Source organism: Anabaena sp. CCY 9910 (assembly GCF_963920875.1).
Lineage (GTDB): Bacteria > Cyanobacteriota > Cyanobacteriia > Cyanobacteriales > Nostocaceae > Trichormus > Trichormus variabilis.
In genome coordinates this window covers 39,781-53,568 of sequence record NZ_CAWUDJ010000045.1, presented here as the reverse complement: position 1 = coordinate 53,568, position 13,788 = coordinate 39,781, and the positions used below count along the sequence as shown (strand labels likewise).

The following is a 13,788-nucleotide window of genomic DNA, read 5'->3' as shown; positions in this document are numbered from 1 at the left end:
TACTTTCGGCGTTTTTACTTAATTATTCTCTCATGGAAGTGACAACAAAGGGTTATATTCCCCTAGTTATTTATAGAACTTATTTATAATTCAGCACTCTGATATTTACTACACCCCAAGCTTTACTATTTCGGAAAATTTGTTGCCCTTTTATATCTTCTAAAATCTGTAGTAGACAAACCTATAATACAAGATGTATTATTAAAAGTATCTTAATTACAAATACTACAAAGTTCCATGATCAGCAAGTTCTCTTCAAGCATTAATAACGCGGTGCATTGCCAACCCTATTGGGATTTAGGCAGAGCAATCGCGCTGTTTGCGTTTGAGGGAATGTATCTGTTCATTGGCGAGGAATCTACAAGTGTTGGCATTTTTGGAGCGTTAGCCTCTTGGCTGAATCGAGATCAACTTATCCCTAGCGGGAGGTGCAAATGTTGTCTAGCACCGACATAGTGCAGAGAGTATCAACTAACTGACCCCCGCTTCTTTTCACCAGAGGCGGGGGTTATTTTTTAGGAGTGAATTAACTAATGGAAGCTCAACCACCTTTTCAGCAATCCCAAATACTACAAAATTCAGTCGTAGTATTCTCCAAAAACTACTTACCATTAGCACGCATCAATATCAAACGAGCAATCGTGCTGTTAGTCACGGGTCAGGCTGAATCGTTGAATTTTGGTAGTACAAAACAGTGGGAAGTACGTTCTCCCAGTGTTGTACTACAAGTACCCGAACACATCCGCTTAACCGTTGGCAATCCCGAACGTCATTGGAAAGTACCGCCTGTAAACCGTCGTGAAGTTTTGAGACGAGACAATCACACCTGTCAATACTGCGGTAGCACCAAGCATTTAACGCTTGACCATGTAATCCCCCGCTCAAAGGGTGGACAGCATACCTGGGACAACGTTGTCACAGCGTGTGAAAAATGCAACTCAACCAAGAGCGATCGCTTGCCGCATGAAGCGGGAATGGTACTGAAAAACAGGCCCAAAGCCCCGATTCACCCAGCAGTTGCATTTGCTGAACAATTCTGGAACGCACAACGCCTGAGTGAATCTGAGTAATTGACTTCAAACTCAATCAGAGAGGGCAATACCGCGATTAAATCACACTGTCCTCTCACTTCTCAAAAAAAACTTTGTAGTATGCCCTTGACACCTTGTAATACATTATGTAGTATGTATGTAGTGAAGCACTACAGGCTCTCAACAAGGCATAGAGCAAACACCTCAGAACCATGAAAACTGAATAATTGCCACCCAACGTGGGGGTGTAGCTTAGTCCGGTTCAAAGCAGTCGCCTGTCGAGCGAAAGACCGTGGGTTCAAATCCCATCATCCCCGTGTAGCCTTGTGGACAAATAGATAAGTCGCTGTGCCTCTCAAGCACGGAGGAGCGGGTGCAACTCCCGTCGAGGCTTCCAAATGTGTCCAGGTCGCCTAACGGTAGGGTATTGGTCTGCAAAACCGACTGTGCGAGTTCAATTCTCGCCCTGGACTCCAAGCATTGCAGCGTCACCTAACGGCAAGGTACTCGGCTCATAACCGAGAGTATACGGGTTCAACTCCCGTCGCTGCTACCAAATGCACAGATGGTGTAATGGCAGCACTAGGGTCTCCAAAACCTTTAGTCAGGGTTCAAATCCTTGTCTGTGCGTTGCTGTGTCCTAATCGAAAAAGCTTACATATTCGCCTAATGGTAAGGCAACTGTCTCTAAAACAGTCGTGAGCAGGTTCAATTCCTGTGTGTGAATCAACAGCTTTTTCAACTTACACGGCATACATGGTGCAGAAGCGAAGTGGTCGAGCGGCACGTCTTTCAAGCGTGTAATTAGCGGGTTCGAGTCCCGTCTGCACTGCCTCATGGGGTGACGAATGGTGATCGACAGCAACGAAACCAACAAATGGACGCTTGCTGGATAGGGGTTCGATTCCCCTTCACTCCATCCCTTGTAGATGTATTTCTATCAAGTGGACATTGATTTGGGTCGGTATCCAAGTCCGGTTGAAGGAAGCCGTCTGTAAAACGGATGCCTCTGTGCTTCGTAGGTTCAAATCCTACCCGGCCCATTATGGAGAGATTGCTATTGGCAGGGCAAGCTGTTTGCTAAACAGTCGTGAGATTCAGTATCTCACTGTGGGTTCAACTCCCACTCTCTCCGCCTTATGAGAACGTGGTGTAACTGGATTGCATCTCAGATTACGAACCTGAAGGTTGGGGGTTCAAGTCCCTCCGTTCTCGCCTATCCCCTGGTAGCTCAGTTGGTAGTAGCGCCTGTCTGAAGAACAGGAGGTCATCCGTTCAATCCGGATCTGGGGGACTGGCACATTGCCCCATAGCTCAATGGCAGAGCAAGCGGCTGTTAACCGCGAGGTTGTAAGTTCGACTCTTACTGGGGCAGCCATTAATTGCAGGATGGACGATTGGTAAGTCGCCTTGACTCTGAATCAAGGAGAGGTTGGTTCGACCCCAACTCCTGCATCCAATTATTGGGAAGTAGGCGACGTTGGCAAAGCCACCTGATTTTGGCTCAGGATCTCGCGGGTTCGATTCCTGCCTTCCCAGTTCTGCTTTGATAAAGCAGACAAATTATACTCCTGTAGCCCAACTGGCAGAGGCGGCTGTCTCAAAAACAGTCTGTGTATGGGTTCAAATCCCATCAGGAGTACCAACGGGGTGTGGCGCAACTTGGTAGCGCGGCAGCTTTGGGAGCTGAAGGTTGCGGGTTCAAATCCTGCCACTCCGACCATTTGCCCTTGTGACGAAACTGGCAAACGTGCTGGTCTTAGAAACCAGATTTTGTGGGTTCGACTCCCACCAAGGGTACTGGGCATTTGCCCAACCATGCTCCTGTGGCGAAATTGGTAAATGCTTCCGTTTGAGGGACGGAATTTTTGCAGGTTCAAATCCTGTCGGGAGTACCAAATTGGGTCGTTGGTAGAGCGGATATACAACCGCTTTACGTATGGGGTATTGGCATAGCGGCTAGTGCATCGGACTTTTAATCCGACTCAGACAGGTTCGACTCCTGTATACCCCATAAGTTTACTTCTGGGCGACCCACTAAATGATGCCCCTGTGACGCAATTGGCAGACGTAGCCCGCTTAAACCGGGTTTGTTGCAGGTTCAACTCCTGTCAGGGGTATGCGGGGATAGAGCAAGAGCGGCTCGGCAGTCTCATAAGCTGCAAACGGTGAGTGCAACTCTCACCCCCGCTTCCAAATGCTGGTGTAGCTCAATGCGGCAGAGCAACTGTCCTACAAACAGAGGGTTACAGGTTCAAATCCTGTCAGGGCTACCAATTTATGGGAGTGTCGCCTAATGGATGGGCATCGATCTTCTAAATCGATTTGTAGGGGTTCAAGTCCCTTCACTCCTGCTGTCTGGGGTCATAGCTCAACTGGCTAGAGCGTCCGCCTTGCAAGCGGGAGGTTAGGGGTTCAAATCCCCTTGATTCCACTTTTGGTGTTTGAAGCCAAAGCGGTCGCGGCGCTGGTTTGTGGAACCAGTCATAACGGGTTCAAGTCCCGTCAGACACCCCTTTAAGGAAGATGCCGCTAAATGGTCGGCAACCGGTCTTGAAAACCGGGGTACAGGTAACTGTAGGGGTTCGATTCCTCCATCTTCCGCCTTCCACCTGAAGCCGAAAAGTGAGGCGCTGTGCTGATAACACAGTCATAGGAGGGGCAGTACCTCCCTGGTGGATTTGTTTAGTAGACAATCGCCTTCTGCAAACCGAAATATTAGAATAGGCGATCGCAAGAAGTGGGGGGTTAGGTTACGCCATCGCACACTCATCTTTCAAAGTTTGTCCCGACTTTTCTGCCTTGACATCAATACCTCTATCAAAGCTGCACGATCAGAGTTAAAGGACTCTAACAGTTGTACTAAAGCTTCTTCTACAATCACTTCTTTATAAGGAGCATGAGGTTTTCCTAGCTCTAACTGGAGTGTAAGGTGCAGTTTGTCTAGCTGATGCAGTACATCTTCACTGATTTGAAACGTAGATTTACGCAATGAAACTTTTTCTATATTAACTTGCTGACTTTCTGACTTGCCAGCTTCCTTACTGGTTGACACTTCATCTTGCTGACTGGTTGACTTGTTATATTGACGACTAGTTGGTGGTTTGTCTTGTTGACTGGTTGGCTTGTCAGCTTCCTTACTGGTTGACACTTCATCTTGCTGACTGGTTGACTTGTTATATTGACGACTAGTTGGTGGTTTGTCTTGTTGACTGGTTGACTTGTCAGCTTCCTTGCTGGTTGACATTCCATCTTGCTGACTTGCTGACTTGTTAGATTTACTACTGGTTGACATTCCATCTTGCTGACTTGCTGACTTGCTAATTTGCTCAAACCCAGCTAAAACTTTATCGGTCGAGGACAACGGATCATTATCGTCATTTAATCTGGCGCGTTGTTTTGCCATCTGTCTTTTCACCTTAATTAGATTGCAGCAATTAAATTAGCGATAATCTGGTAAGGCTGCACCAGTTTGGGGTCTTTAGCATAGATGTGAATTGGCTCACCAGCTAAATTTGACTCAGAAAACTTGATTGACTTTGGAACAGGTTCAAATATCCGAATGTTTTGTAGTCTCTTATTTAAGGAGGCTAAGACATCTTGAGTCATGACGGTATTCTCAGCCATTGTTGGCAGCACTCCCAGTATTTGTAATTGGGGATTAAGACGTTTCTGAACACTTGCAACTGTTTCCAACAGTGCAGCCAGCCCTTTTAAAGCGAAAAATTGACACTGTACTGGGATAAGAACTGCATCCGCAGCAGCTAAGGCATTAACCGTTAATAGTCCCAAAGAAGGTGGACAGTCAATTAAGATGTGATTGAATTGCTTGAGTACGGGAGTCAGTCGCTCTTTAAGGATGGAGAAGTTACCTACCTTCATAAGCATTTCTGTTTCTCCCTTAGCTAAGTTGATGTCAGCAGGCAATAAGCTAAGTCCAAATTTAGTAGAAACTACTCCATTGATGACTTCTGCTTTTTCTGTAATAACGTCGTAGCAGCTAATTTGGTCATTAGCCACTTCCACCCCCAGCCCTGTAGTCAGATTACCTTGAGGGTCAAGGTCAACAGTCAGGACAGTATCTTTAAGAGCCAGCAGTCCTCCTAGAGAGATGGTAGAAGTAGTTTTTGCTACCCCTCCTTTCTGATTTGCCAATGCGATAATCATTGAATTTTAACCAAGCATTTTGCTTACGAGATTACTGGCAAGTCATGAATATGGCAAGTTAGGTTGATAACCAGCCGACTTGTTAACAAGTTGGGTTGCCAACCAGCTAGATTGTTAGCAAGTTTCTTGGTAAGTCTGTAATAAGAACAACTTGATAAGTTAGCCATCTGCGTTATCAAAACTGTTGATTAAATCTGGAATGCAGCCATTTATTGACTTTATGCCCTACATCGGTTGCCGCATTTCTATACTCAACACCGAGAAATTTGAAGCACTGCCCATTAGAGTGCAAGCTGCTGTTCAAGAAGCTTTTGATGTGGTAGAAACCAATGGGGAGGAGGCACAAAGGAGAAATGATGCACTGCTACGAGAGTTGTAAGTATAGTAAATGACACAGTGGAATTGATTGATGAGCGTAGTTTACCGCCGCAGGCATCGCCCACAAGAACTTGTTAATAGGTTTGGTTCTAGGGGAAAGTGGGGAAGAAGCAATCACAGCTTATAACAGAAGCGATTTATAGTTTCGCAGGTTCTAATAGAACAGTTAAAATGTTTTCCCACTCATCAAAGAACCCATCAGGCCATCGGTCAATTCTGCCGTCCCGATTAATGCGTGGTGACACAACTTGAATGAAAGTTTTACCTTGTTGTTCTTGACGTTGAAAGTAATGTAATTGCACATCATCCGACTCAATTTTTCTGCCATGCACCGCAAGACGAATGCCGTTTAAAATATGGTCGCCATGAGTTTCTAGCACAACTTGAACACCACAATTAGCAGCCAGCGCTAACAGCTTACCCAGCTTTGTTTGTGCTTGGTTGTGGAGTCCGGTTTCTGGGTGTTCAATCAGAATTAAAGCACCTGGACTAGATGCAAGGATTGCTACGATAATTGGTAAAACATAGGTAATGCCGTATCCAACATGGTCACTAAATTTTAAGTTAACCAAATCTATATCTAAATGTGCGTTAACTTGAATACGGAAGCCAGAACTTATTTCTCCCAACCATGCCTCAACTTGGTCTATCAAATTTATGGATTTGGCTTGTGGGTGAGCAAGTTGAGTGATGGGGATTGGTTGACTACCATAAGTATAGAGAAAATGTGCTGTATATTCGCCAAGCACACCAATTTGTCTAAGTTGTTGCCTTTGGTAATTTAAGATTCCGAACTTAGTTGTTGCACGTTCTGATTGCAGATGATGAAATTCTCCACTGAAAATGCTGGACTGATAAATATCGGCATCAACAGAGTTGAATCCAAGTTCTAAAACATCAGCCTCTCTCTCTAATGAGTTGTAGTTAAAGTGCCATGTTCCTTTAGTTCCGTTTTTTAAACTAAGCTCAAATCCAACATAGTCTTCTTTTGCATTTTCATACAAAGCATCCCTTGCCCTGCCAATATTTACCAAATTTCCATTTAGTAATAAGCTAGGGTTTTGTAGTAAACCTTTCTGGTAAGATTGATGCAGCAGTGACAATGCTTGCAACACAGAAGATTTACCAGTGTTATTATAACCAGAGAGTAGAGTAAGTGATTTGAAATCAATCAATTGATTTTCAAATGCTTTAAAATTTAGCAGCCGTAATGAGCTAATCATTAATATTTAAAATACAGATGTTCTTCAATTTTATTATAGTTTGTTTATCTCAAGCGATTTTGTGTCATTACATTACAGTATAACCTGGATAAAATGCTAGTCAACAGTTTCAACTTGCTGAAACTGTTGCCAATCACACCTAAGTGTCAGTATTTCAAATAGTGTTGGTGGCAACACATCTAACTCTATAGGTTCACCAGTATAAATGACTTCTGGAAAGTGCTGAGGTTGAAAGATTCCATGAGGAATATTATCTCCTTTTAACCACATCTTTGCTCGATAATCAATGCGTTCTCCACTTGATAAATCAATCCAAAAATGCGGCTTAATTTCTTGATTTTGCAGAGTCAATACCCCAAACATTGACTGATGATCAATGCCGTGATTAGTTAGTACAGTGTGACAGATACGGGTCATACCATCACATTCAGTTTGAGAAGAATCATAGGGGTCAAGGAGTTGTTTAATTATTTCTCTTTGTGTCACTTTATTACTCCTCAATTAGTTCCAACCCAGTTTCTCTTGCAACCCGTTGAGCTACAGATTCTCTAAAGGGGCGAGGATTGGCGTGCAACCACTGAGAAAATTCATGTATTAAAATCTCGTTATAACTATAAATATTTTCCTCTAACCAATCTGCCTGTAAGCCATAACCAAGGTCTTCAAGTGCAAGTATGACACAAGCATAATTGAACATATTGCACAATCCACTAGCTTTGACCTCATCCAATGCTTCCATTAAAAGCGGGGGGCGATGTCTAAGACTGGCTACGCCTGCCCTAGTTTCTTGTATTCTCTGATTCATTTGCTTTCTCTTTTAATCGCATAGCCACAAAGTAGCATATCGTCCAGAACATAATGTACCGTCACCAAATTGTCAAAATCGAGCTAGGTTGCGAGATTCAGCAAAAATATCAATCAAGTCAACAACAGCAGCTGATAGTACACCAGGAAAACAAGCAGCATCACCAAAGACACTCGAAAATCTGACAGCCACATCTTCTTGAAGCGCTAGTGAGAGTAACCCAGAGGTGCTGTAGTTTCTGTAAGCCAACTCCAGAGAAGGTTTAGCTTGCTGTAATTTCGCCTGAGAAGGTAAGCGATCGCGCTTGGTGTGTGAATTGAAATTAGGGTCAGCAGGTACTAAGTTCCAAAGTTCATTGATGGGGTAGAGAGATACAGGTAAAAGGTGGTCTAAATCATACCGAGTACCAGAAGCAATTCGCTTGTGTGTCCACGGGCAATCAAACTCAGTTCCTTCCATTAACAGTAAATCTACATTGTTACGTTCCCAAGTTAAAGGTCTGCGGGTGTCTGGTCTATCTGTTAATAGCTGATAAATAAAACCTCGATGCACTGTTGACTGATTTTCCTTTTGCACTTTCTCTGTGAACAAACACCATTCATGAATGCAAAGGGCTTCAATCCATAATGACATTTCTCCAAAAGTTTGCCATAGGTCAGATTTAATTATTAAACATTTGTCTTCGGCTTTAGTACCAGGAATTGCTACAACTTGATAGCTAATTTGTGCATACTTTAAGGGTTTATCAAACACACTCCAATGTCCAATCCCTGTATATTTAACTGGTTGCTCAATTGCTTTACTAATAGCAGTGAGGGCAGCTTGATAAGCTTTATGTAGAGGTTTTGAGTAGCCTTGATATTTACGAGGGATTCTCATTTCATTTATGAGGTAAAATCCATCGCTGGGTCTTGAGGCTCCACCCACACTTAATTCCCATTTACAGCGTAATTTCTCTAGTTGAGGGCGAAACAAGATATCATTTCGCAATTGACCATCAAGCATTGCTCTTGTCCCTTGTAAAATGGGTTCATTTGGTTTAACAAAAGGCCAATAATAAGCAACCCAAAACTGAGCCAGTACCCGTAAAGGAACAGCTACATCCGCGTTCCTGTTCCGCAAGTCAGGGAAGCTGAGGACGACATCATTAATGGCACGTAGCAAGGCGATTTTATAACTTGCGACCTTATTATCGTGTTTGAGAATTGTGCTAATAATGATGCTGCCTGATGACATAATTTATTCTGTTTTCAAGGTACTTAATTGCTGTGCCAAATATTCAACTTGATTTTTGACAAATTTTAAATTTTTATATGTAGCATCCCCATAATTAAAAATATTCACAATAATTGGAGAAATATCTTCATTATGGGTACAGTCAAAGCCTACCCACCAATAATTATCAGTTATTGGTAATAGTTGATGACAAACTGCTTTGGGGTCATCACTTTGCTGAGATGCTTTAGAGAACGTAATTTTTCCATGAACTTGAATGCAACTTAATCCGTTGTTTGTCCAATCCTTACCATAATAAGGATGAGTTGGAGGAATACCCACATAGCCACACAAAAAACCTGGGTCTTGCCTGACTATTAAACAAGGTAATCCCAGATAAACCCATTCAATTCGGTCTGGTTCTTGTTGCCATTCACCCTCTGCCCATGCAGATTTGTCAATCCAATTCAGAGTTTTCATGAATCAATAATATCCCCGTTTTCATCGCGTTTGATTTCTACTACCTTAACTTCAAAACTTTCCCACTCTTCCACAGTAAACCCCGCTTCGGTTTCATCTGGATACCGCCGTGCCATTTCTTGCCATGCAGCTTCTTCGTTGATTGCCCAGATGTAATGCCCCTGGCGTTCTCTTAGGTCATCACGCCCAGCACAGTCGTGTGAGTATAATGCGTTACGTGTACATCGATATTCGCGCATGGCTGCAAATGAATAAAGATTTAGCTTACTACGTTAAGAAGTTTTCTCCTCGATCTGTTGCTGGAAAGAAAGGCTTAAATGTTAGCCCTGGTGCGCCAAATAAGCCAATTTTGCTACTGTCAGTAATTGAAATGATAAGTACTGGGCAGATAGTTAAAAATCAAATTCCCCTATCTGCTGAACTCATCGCCACGTTTCTCAAACTGTGGAGTCATTTAGAAACAGAGCGCAAGCCAGATATAGGTTTACCCTTCTATCACCTTACCAGTGATGGATTTTGGCATTACCAAATGAAACTGGGATTTGAATCACTAATTGCTACCAAAATAAAAATCAGGACTCCCAGCACCATTATGGAAACAGTAGAGTATGCTTACCTTGATGATGAATTGTGGTCACTGCTGCAAAACGAGAGTGAGCGCACTGTATTAACCCACACACTCATTGATTCGTGGTTTAACGAGCGTACACAGGATATCGAACCGCTACTAACAGTCAATGCTTTTGCTGAACTTCAAGAACAGTTGCGACGCACTGGTGGTAAAGTCTACAAACCAGAAGACCTCAAGGACGAGCAAGATTTAATTGTGCGGGATGGGGCGTTTCGTAAAATCGTTGTCTCAACTTACAATCACACTTGCGCCTTCTGCGGGTTACAGGTGCTTGACTCACTCGGACAGAACATTGTGGACGGGTCACACATCAAACCATTTTCCCAGTTCTACGACGACCGCATTGATAACGGGTTATCACTGTGCAAAAATCATCATTGGGCATTTGACCGATTCTGGTTCACGATTGACAACGATTACAGCATCATCGTTGCTGATAACCTGCGGGAAGTTTCCCCTAATGCTAAACCAATGAGAGAGTTTGAGGGCGATCGCATAATTTTACCTGCCCAAGAGCAGTATTATCCAAGGCGGGATTCACTACAATGGCATCGTGAAGAGTTTTCAAGGCGTGCTGCATGATCAAAAAACCCAAAGGTTGGTACCAGCAAATTGTTATTCGTCCTACTTTACCTGTAGATGGGTATGAAAGCTATGAGAAAATGTGTGGTTTGGTTGCAGATATTTACTACTATGTAGAAGAACAAAAACTGCAACGTAAATTAATAACTGACCCTGGAGAGTCAAGGTACATTACTATCTATACTTTGTTTAAAGTTGGTCAAGCTAAATGTCCGGCATATTGGGTGAACAAAGATTTGCTAGAAGCATTGCTGCAATCGGATTTAACTGTTGAAATTGACAGTTTAAACTGGGCAATGAAAACAGGAATGTTTATGCTGCCCAAAGGTGTAATTCTTTCTCCTGAAAATAAGAGCGTTGATGCTGTTTTTTGGAATTATGACAGTGAAGTTGGTATCCTTTATTGGACAGCAACTGATGGATCTAGTTTCTTTTGCCGCAGATTTAAACTTGATGCACAAAAACTTACTTATACCGATTCTCAAGATATTGATCCAAAAGTAGTCGCAGGATTTAATGAGTATTTGCACTCCATTTTACTCCGATTAATTTTGATAATGGAATGTCGTCCTGAACTTGTAGATACAACAAGCGAGGTAGTTAGGGTTAATAGAGGGTTTGGTAAGGAGCAAGCGCAGGATTTTTATCAACCACTTTGGCTAGGACAAGGATATAGATTCAAACGTGAAGGGACACAAAACAGTGAAGGCAGTAGCGGTACACATGGCACTAAAAGCGTCCACTGGCGCAGAGGCTTTTTACGTAATCAGCCTTATGGAGAAGGCAGACAGCAAAGAAAATTAGTCTGGATTGAGCCAGTTCTTGTAATGGGTGGAAAAGAATCATCATGATGACAAACGATGAAATCAATGCCAAATATGAATCCGGCGTAAATAGATTACTTCAAGAAATTGACAGGATAAAGTTACCTAGATTATTTGAAAATATCAGGTCTAATCCTAACTACATGATAATTGGTAGTAATAGTCAATCTGCTGTTGATTGGAGTGAGGTTAAAAAATCTCGGCTAATTGAATCTTTTATTCTTAATTTACCTGTAATGCCAATTGTTCTCTACGAGATGTCATATCATACATACAAAGTGATTGATGGTAAACAAAAATTAAAAGCAATTGTAGATTTTTACAGTAATCAATTAGTTTTAAGTGGATTAGAAGTTAGGACAGAATTAAACGGATGCACTTATGCTAATCTTCCAGTCCACACACAAAAAGTCTTGGATAGACATTCTTTGTCTTTAATATCTATTATCCCTTCAGAGGATGCGAAACCTGATGAAATAGCAAAATTAATAGAGATTATTGCTAATCGCCTTAATTAAAGCCCAGCATTTGCATTCAACTATCAGTCCATCAAAAGTGCTTAGAAGGCTTACGCTAGCATTATGAAAATGTGTTTGTAGTTGCTATTTAACTAAGCGCATAGATTGTAAATTCATAGTAAACTATGTAAAATATTAGAGTAAGCGATCGCACATTTTAGCTATCCCCAAAATCATCATGAAGTTGCAACGCATTGAGACAGGTGAATATCTGACTCCTGATGGCAGATTTTACGTCTGCAATACTTACTATTCCAATGGGATACCTGGAAGAAGTAACACAAATAAGGGTTGGTTGATTAAAGATAGAAGCGGGGCAACTCCATTTCTAGTTAGTAGCAATCAGAAAAGCAAGCTGCGGCGAGTGGATACACTTGCACAGGCTAGAGAAATCGTTGCAGGGATTATTCAACGTGATGCTGACGCACAAAAGCTATATGCAAACGGATGGTGTAAGGAAGAGAACTCAGAACAGCCGGGAGTCTGTTGGCGATCGCCGTACTCTGGTAGGTTGTTAACGCAAACTGAGGCAATGCTGGAATTGAGTTTAATGTCGTGACAAATAGAAAAAGATGAACATATTAGAAGTAAAAACTATATTCAATTAAAATGACTAATGCACAGTCCAAAATAGACGAACTTTTTAAGATTCTTGAACCACTGAATAAAACGCAAGGAGAGCATTCAGTGAGTGTAACTTTCTATCCTGGTATGAAACGTGGAGTCATTAACTTTATGTTGGACTGGAAAAATTTCGTCGGTGAACAAGAATTTGAGAATATTGACGAAGCGATAAAATTTGCATATTCCCTGCAACAAAAAGTAAGCATTATTAATTAATCAGGTTAGCAATTTTATAAAATGTACTACGGATACTGTTGCTATACCAAAGATGATGAGCCTTTGGGTTGGCTATACACATTTGACTCTAATCTTGAATATGCTTGGACTAATAAAGATTTACATTTGTGCAAGCGATGGAAAACAGAAAAAGGAGCTAAAAAACACTTCGATTATTACAACAATAATTGGCAGTTTAAGAGTAAAGGAGGCTATCTCAAAATTGAGGTAATGTCAGAGTTTTCTGAAGCCAAATCGTCTGCTAAGTCTAACCAACAGCTTTGGAATGAAGCTAACCGAGATAGAGTTTATGAGTCACAAGAAAAGTACAATCAAAAACGTCCTATAATCTCATTTCGTCCCAAAGCCGAACTGTTGGAATGGCTGGAAGAGGAACGCAGGCAAGGTGAAGATGGTGAACCTGAGACAGATGCAGCCCTTTTGAATCGGAAACTAGAAAAACTAAAGAGTTTAGAACAACAAGGATTTTAGCGATTCGTTCAAGGATAATTAAAATGTCAAATAAAATATTAAAGTTTGAACTAATTGAAGGGATACCAGAAGACAATGGAATTTATTTTTTATTATTAGAAGATGGTTCAATAAAACAAGGATATCTCGGCTCTTTCTCTTTTCCTTACCATCAAAAAGATATTGTTAGAATTGCTGATTGTGAATCTGAGAAATTTCATTATGAAAAATGTGTTGGTTGGTTAAAACCTATAAAATGATGTTTTGAGTCAAACAATAGGTATAAAATAAAAATATGGTAATGCCTATGTAAAACAATGAAATCAGAACAATTAAAAACTTTGATTATTAGTATTCTTCAAGAAAAGCCTAGATTTTTTGACCATGTTAATACTAAAGATATCAAAGCTTTACTATTAGAACATTATAATATTTCTGTAAGTGAGAAAATGATTATTAAAGTGATGATGCAAGTAGTAGAAGAGGGGGTAAGCAAATTTGGTGGGGATGGTTACGAGTGTGGAGATGGTAGTACACTAACATGGGCTGATGAACACGCTGTAGCTGGCTCCAAAATGACAGGACTTCATAAGTATTGGTGGTTTAATATCTAGCTAATACAG

18 protein-coding genes and 24 tRNA genes are annotated in these 13,788 nt (G+C 41.6%); 34 read left to right on the top strand and 8 right to left on the bottom strand.

The annotated features are described in order from the left end of the window. Positions 1-533: 533 nt before the first annotated feature. From ACM5QX_RS24640 to ACM5QX_RS24520, 25 genes are all read left to right on the top strand, one after another. Positions 534-1,070 (top strand): HNH endonuclease, encoded by a 537-nt coding sequence (locus ACM5QX_RS24640; protein ID WP_414755933.1) that lies wholly within the window; start codon positions 534-536, stop codon positions 1,068-1,070. Positions 1,071-1,272: 202 nt separating this feature from the next. Beyond that, positions 1,273-1,348 (top strand) — tRNA-Asp (locus ACM5QX_RS24635). Between the two features lie 3 nt (positions 1,349-1,351). Further along, positions 1,352-1,428: transfer RNA gene (locus ACM5QX_RS24630), tRNA-Glu, on the top strand. A 5-nt stretch (positions 1,429-1,433) separates the two neighbouring features. Next, positions 1,434-1,507: transfer RNA gene (locus ACM5QX_RS24625), tRNA-Cys, on the top strand. A 5-nt stretch (positions 1,508-1,512) separates the two neighbouring features. After that, positions 1,513-1,587 (top strand) — tRNA-Ile (locus tag ACM5QX_RS24620). A gap of 3 nt (positions 1,588-1,590) precedes the next feature. After that, positions 1,591-1,661, top strand: a tRNA-Trp gene (locus tag ACM5QX_RS24615). Between the two features lie 128 nt (positions 1,662-1,789). Beyond that, a tRNA-Glu gene (locus ACM5QX_RS24610) sits at positions 1,790-1,863 on the top strand. A gap of 126 nt (positions 1,864-1,989) precedes the next feature. Beyond that, positions 1,990-2,074: transfer RNA gene (locus tag ACM5QX_RS24605), tRNA-Tyr, on the top strand. 4 nt (positions 2,075-2,078) lie between these two features. After that, positions 2,079-2,166: transfer RNA gene (locus ACM5QX_RS24600), tRNA-Ser, on the top strand. Between the two features lie 6 nt (positions 2,167-2,172). Next, positions 2,173-2,246 (top strand) — tRNA-Arg (locus ACM5QX_RS24595). A gap of 5 nt (positions 2,247-2,251) precedes the next feature. Beyond that, positions 2,252-2,325 (top strand) — tRNA-Phe (locus ACM5QX_RS24590). A 9-nt stretch (positions 2,326-2,334) separates the two neighbouring features. After that, positions 2,335-2,409, top strand: a tRNA-Asn gene (locus ACM5QX_RS24585). A 5-nt stretch (positions 2,410-2,414) separates the two neighbouring features. Next, positions 2,415-2,490, top strand: a tRNA-Gln gene (locus ACM5QX_RS24580). Positions 2,491-2,495: 5 nt separating this feature from the next. Beyond that, a tRNA-Gln gene (locus ACM5QX_RS24575) sits at positions 2,496-2,570 on the top strand. 28 nt (positions 2,571-2,598) lie between these two features. Then, positions 2,599-2,676 (top strand) — tRNA-Leu (locus ACM5QX_RS24570). 1 nt (position 2,677) lies between these two features. Further along, positions 2,678-2,754, top strand: a tRNA-Pro gene (locus ACM5QX_RS24565). Between the two features lie 3 nt (positions 2,755-2,757). Then, positions 2,758-2,831, top strand: a tRNA-Leu gene (locus ACM5QX_RS24560). Between the two features lie 20 nt (positions 2,832-2,851). Continuing rightward, a tRNA-Leu gene (locus ACM5QX_RS24555) sits at positions 2,852-2,929 on the top strand. Between the two features lie 43 nt (positions 2,930-2,972). Beyond that, positions 2,973-3,045: transfer RNA gene (locus ACM5QX_RS24550), tRNA-Lys, on the top strand. A gap of 32 nt (positions 3,046-3,077) precedes the next feature. Continuing rightward, positions 3,078-3,151 (top strand) — tRNA-Leu (locus ACM5QX_RS24545). Between the two features lies 1 nt (position 3,152). Then, positions 3,153-3,223 (top strand) — tRNA-Met (locus tag ACM5QX_RS24540). Positions 3,224-3,313: 90 nt separating this feature from the next. Next, positions 3,314-3,385 (top strand) — tRNA-Arg (locus tag ACM5QX_RS24535). Positions 3,386-3,391: 6 nt separating this feature from the next. Further along, positions 3,392-3,465: transfer RNA gene (locus ACM5QX_RS24530), tRNA-Ala, on the top strand. Positions 3,466-3,471: 6 nt separating this feature from the next. After that, positions 3,472-3,545, top strand: a tRNA-His gene (locus tag ACM5QX_RS24525). A 7-nt stretch (positions 3,546-3,552) separates the two neighbouring features. Next, positions 3,553-3,635 (top strand) — tRNA-Ser (locus tag ACM5QX_RS24520). Between the two features lie 172 nt (positions 3,636-3,807). Here ACM5QX_RS24520 and ACM5QX_RS24515 read toward each other — a convergent pair. Together ACM5QX_RS24515 and ACM5QX_RS24510 are read right to left on the bottom strand one after the other, a co-directional pair. Beyond that, complete coding sequence (locus tag ACM5QX_RS24515) at positions 3,808-4,437, bottom strand: hypothetical protein (protein ID WP_414755932.1); 630 nt, start codon at positions 4,435-4,437, stop codon at positions 3,808-3,810. Positions 4,438-4,454: 17 nt separating this feature from the next. Beyond that, complete coding sequence (locus ACM5QX_RS24510; RefSeq protein WP_414755931.1) at positions 4,455-5,198, bottom strand: ParA family protein; 744 nt, start codon at positions 5,196-5,198, stop codon at positions 4,455-4,457. A gap of 199 nt (positions 5,199-5,397) precedes the next feature. Between ACM5QX_RS24510 and ACM5QX_RS24505 the strand changes: the two genes are divergently transcribed. Continuing rightward, a complete protein-coding gene (locus tag ACM5QX_RS24505; protein ID WP_414755930.1) occupies positions 5,398-5,577 on the top strand; it encodes a hypothetical protein in 180 nt (59 codons plus the stop codon). Between the two features lie 136 nt (positions 5,578-5,713). On the opposite strand, the gene ACM5QX_RS24500 is transcribed toward ACM5QX_RS24505, so the two are convergent. The 6 genes from ACM5QX_RS24500 to ACM5QX_RS24475 all read right to left on the bottom strand — a co-directional run bounded on the left by ACM5QX_RS24500 (position 5,714) and on the right by ACM5QX_RS24475 (position 9,538). Then, on the bottom strand, positions 5,714-6,799 hold the full coding sequence (locus tag ACM5QX_RS24500; RefSeq protein ID WP_414755929.1) for a DUF3696 domain-containing protein: 1,086 nt from the start codon (positions 6,797-6,799) through the stop codon (positions 5,714-5,716). 96 nt (positions 6,800-6,895) lie between these two features. Beyond that, entirely contained in the window at positions 6,896-7,285 is a 390-nt protein-coding gene (locus ACM5QX_RS24495) for a hypothetical protein (protein ID WP_414755928.1), read from the bottom strand. Positions 7,286-7,289: 4 nt separating this feature from the next. Next, positions 7,290-7,604, bottom strand: a complete 315-nt coding sequence (locus tag ACM5QX_RS24490; protein ID WP_414755927.1) for a hypothetical protein — start codon at positions 7,602-7,604, stop codon at positions 7,290-7,292. A 72-nt stretch (positions 7,605-7,676) separates the two neighbouring features. After that, positions 7,677-8,840 (bottom strand): HNH endonuclease domain-containing protein, encoded by a 1,164-nt coding sequence (locus tag ACM5QX_RS24485; protein ID WP_414755926.1) that lies wholly within the window; start codon positions 8,838-8,840, stop codon positions 7,677-7,679. A 3-nt stretch (positions 8,841-8,843) separates the two neighbouring features. Continuing rightward, positions 8,844-9,299 (bottom strand): hypothetical protein, encoded by a 456-nt coding sequence (locus tag ACM5QX_RS24480; protein ID WP_414755925.1) that lies wholly within the window; start codon positions 9,297-9,299, stop codon positions 8,844-8,846. Beyond that, on the bottom strand, positions 9,296-9,538 hold the full coding sequence (locus tag ACM5QX_RS24475; RefSeq protein ID WP_414755924.1) for a hypothetical protein: 243 nt from the start codon (positions 9,536-9,538) through the stop codon (positions 9,296-9,298). Before ACM5QX_RS24475 ends, ACM5QX_RS24480 begins: the two co-directional genes overlap by 4 nt. 8 nt (positions 9,539-9,546) lie before the next feature. Here ACM5QX_RS24475 and ACM5QX_RS24470 point away from each other — a divergent pair, with 8 nt between their 5' ends. The 8 genes from ACM5QX_RS24470 (at position 9,547) to ACM5QX_RS24435 (ending at position 13,779) form a co-directional block, all read left to right on the top strand. Further along, complete coding sequence (locus tag ACM5QX_RS24470) at positions 9,547-10,512, top strand: HNH endonuclease (RefSeq protein ID WP_414755923.1); 966 nt, start codon at positions 9,547-9,549, stop codon at positions 10,510-10,512. Then, positions 10,509-11,363: a hypothetical protein gene (locus tag ACM5QX_RS24465; RefSeq protein ID WP_414755922.1), complete on the top strand. Its 855-nt coding sequence runs from the start codon at positions 10,509-10,511 to the stop codon at positions 11,361-11,363. Before ACM5QX_RS24470 ends, ACM5QX_RS24465 begins: the two co-directional genes overlap by 4 nt. Next, positions 11,360-11,854, top strand: a complete 495-nt coding sequence (locus ACM5QX_RS24460; protein ID WP_414755921.1) for a DUF262 domain-containing protein — start codon at positions 11,360-11,362, stop codon at positions 11,852-11,854. The genes ACM5QX_RS24465 and ACM5QX_RS24460 overlap by 4 nt, the downstream gene beginning before the upstream one ends. A 178-nt stretch (positions 11,855-12,032) precedes the next feature. Next, the gene (locus ACM5QX_RS24455; protein ID WP_414755920.1) at positions 12,033-12,413 is read left to right on the top strand and encodes a hypothetical protein; all 381 of its coding nucleotides are present in this window, start codon (positions 12,033-12,035) and stop codon (positions 12,411-12,413) included. Between the two features lie 50 nt (positions 12,414-12,463). Continuing rightward, on the top strand, positions 12,464-12,694 hold the full coding sequence (locus tag ACM5QX_RS24450) for a hypothetical protein (protein WP_414755919.1): 231 nt from the start codon (positions 12,464-12,466) through the stop codon (positions 12,692-12,694). Positions 12,695-12,715: 21 nt separating this feature from the next. Continuing rightward, positions 12,716-13,186, top strand: a complete 471-nt coding sequence (locus ACM5QX_RS24445) for a hypothetical protein (RefSeq protein WP_414755918.1) — start codon at positions 12,716-12,718, stop codon at positions 13,184-13,186. 23 nt (positions 13,187-13,209) lie between these two features. Next, positions 13,210-13,425, top strand: a complete 216-nt coding sequence (locus tag ACM5QX_RS24440) for a hypothetical protein (protein WP_414755917.1) — start codon at positions 13,210-13,212, stop codon at positions 13,423-13,425. A gap of 57 nt (positions 13,426-13,482) precedes the next feature. Next, complete coding sequence (locus ACM5QX_RS24435; protein ID WP_414755916.1) at positions 13,483-13,779, top strand: hypothetical protein; 297 nt, start codon at positions 13,483-13,485, stop codon at positions 13,777-13,779. Positions 13,780-13,788: the final 9 nt, after the last annotated feature.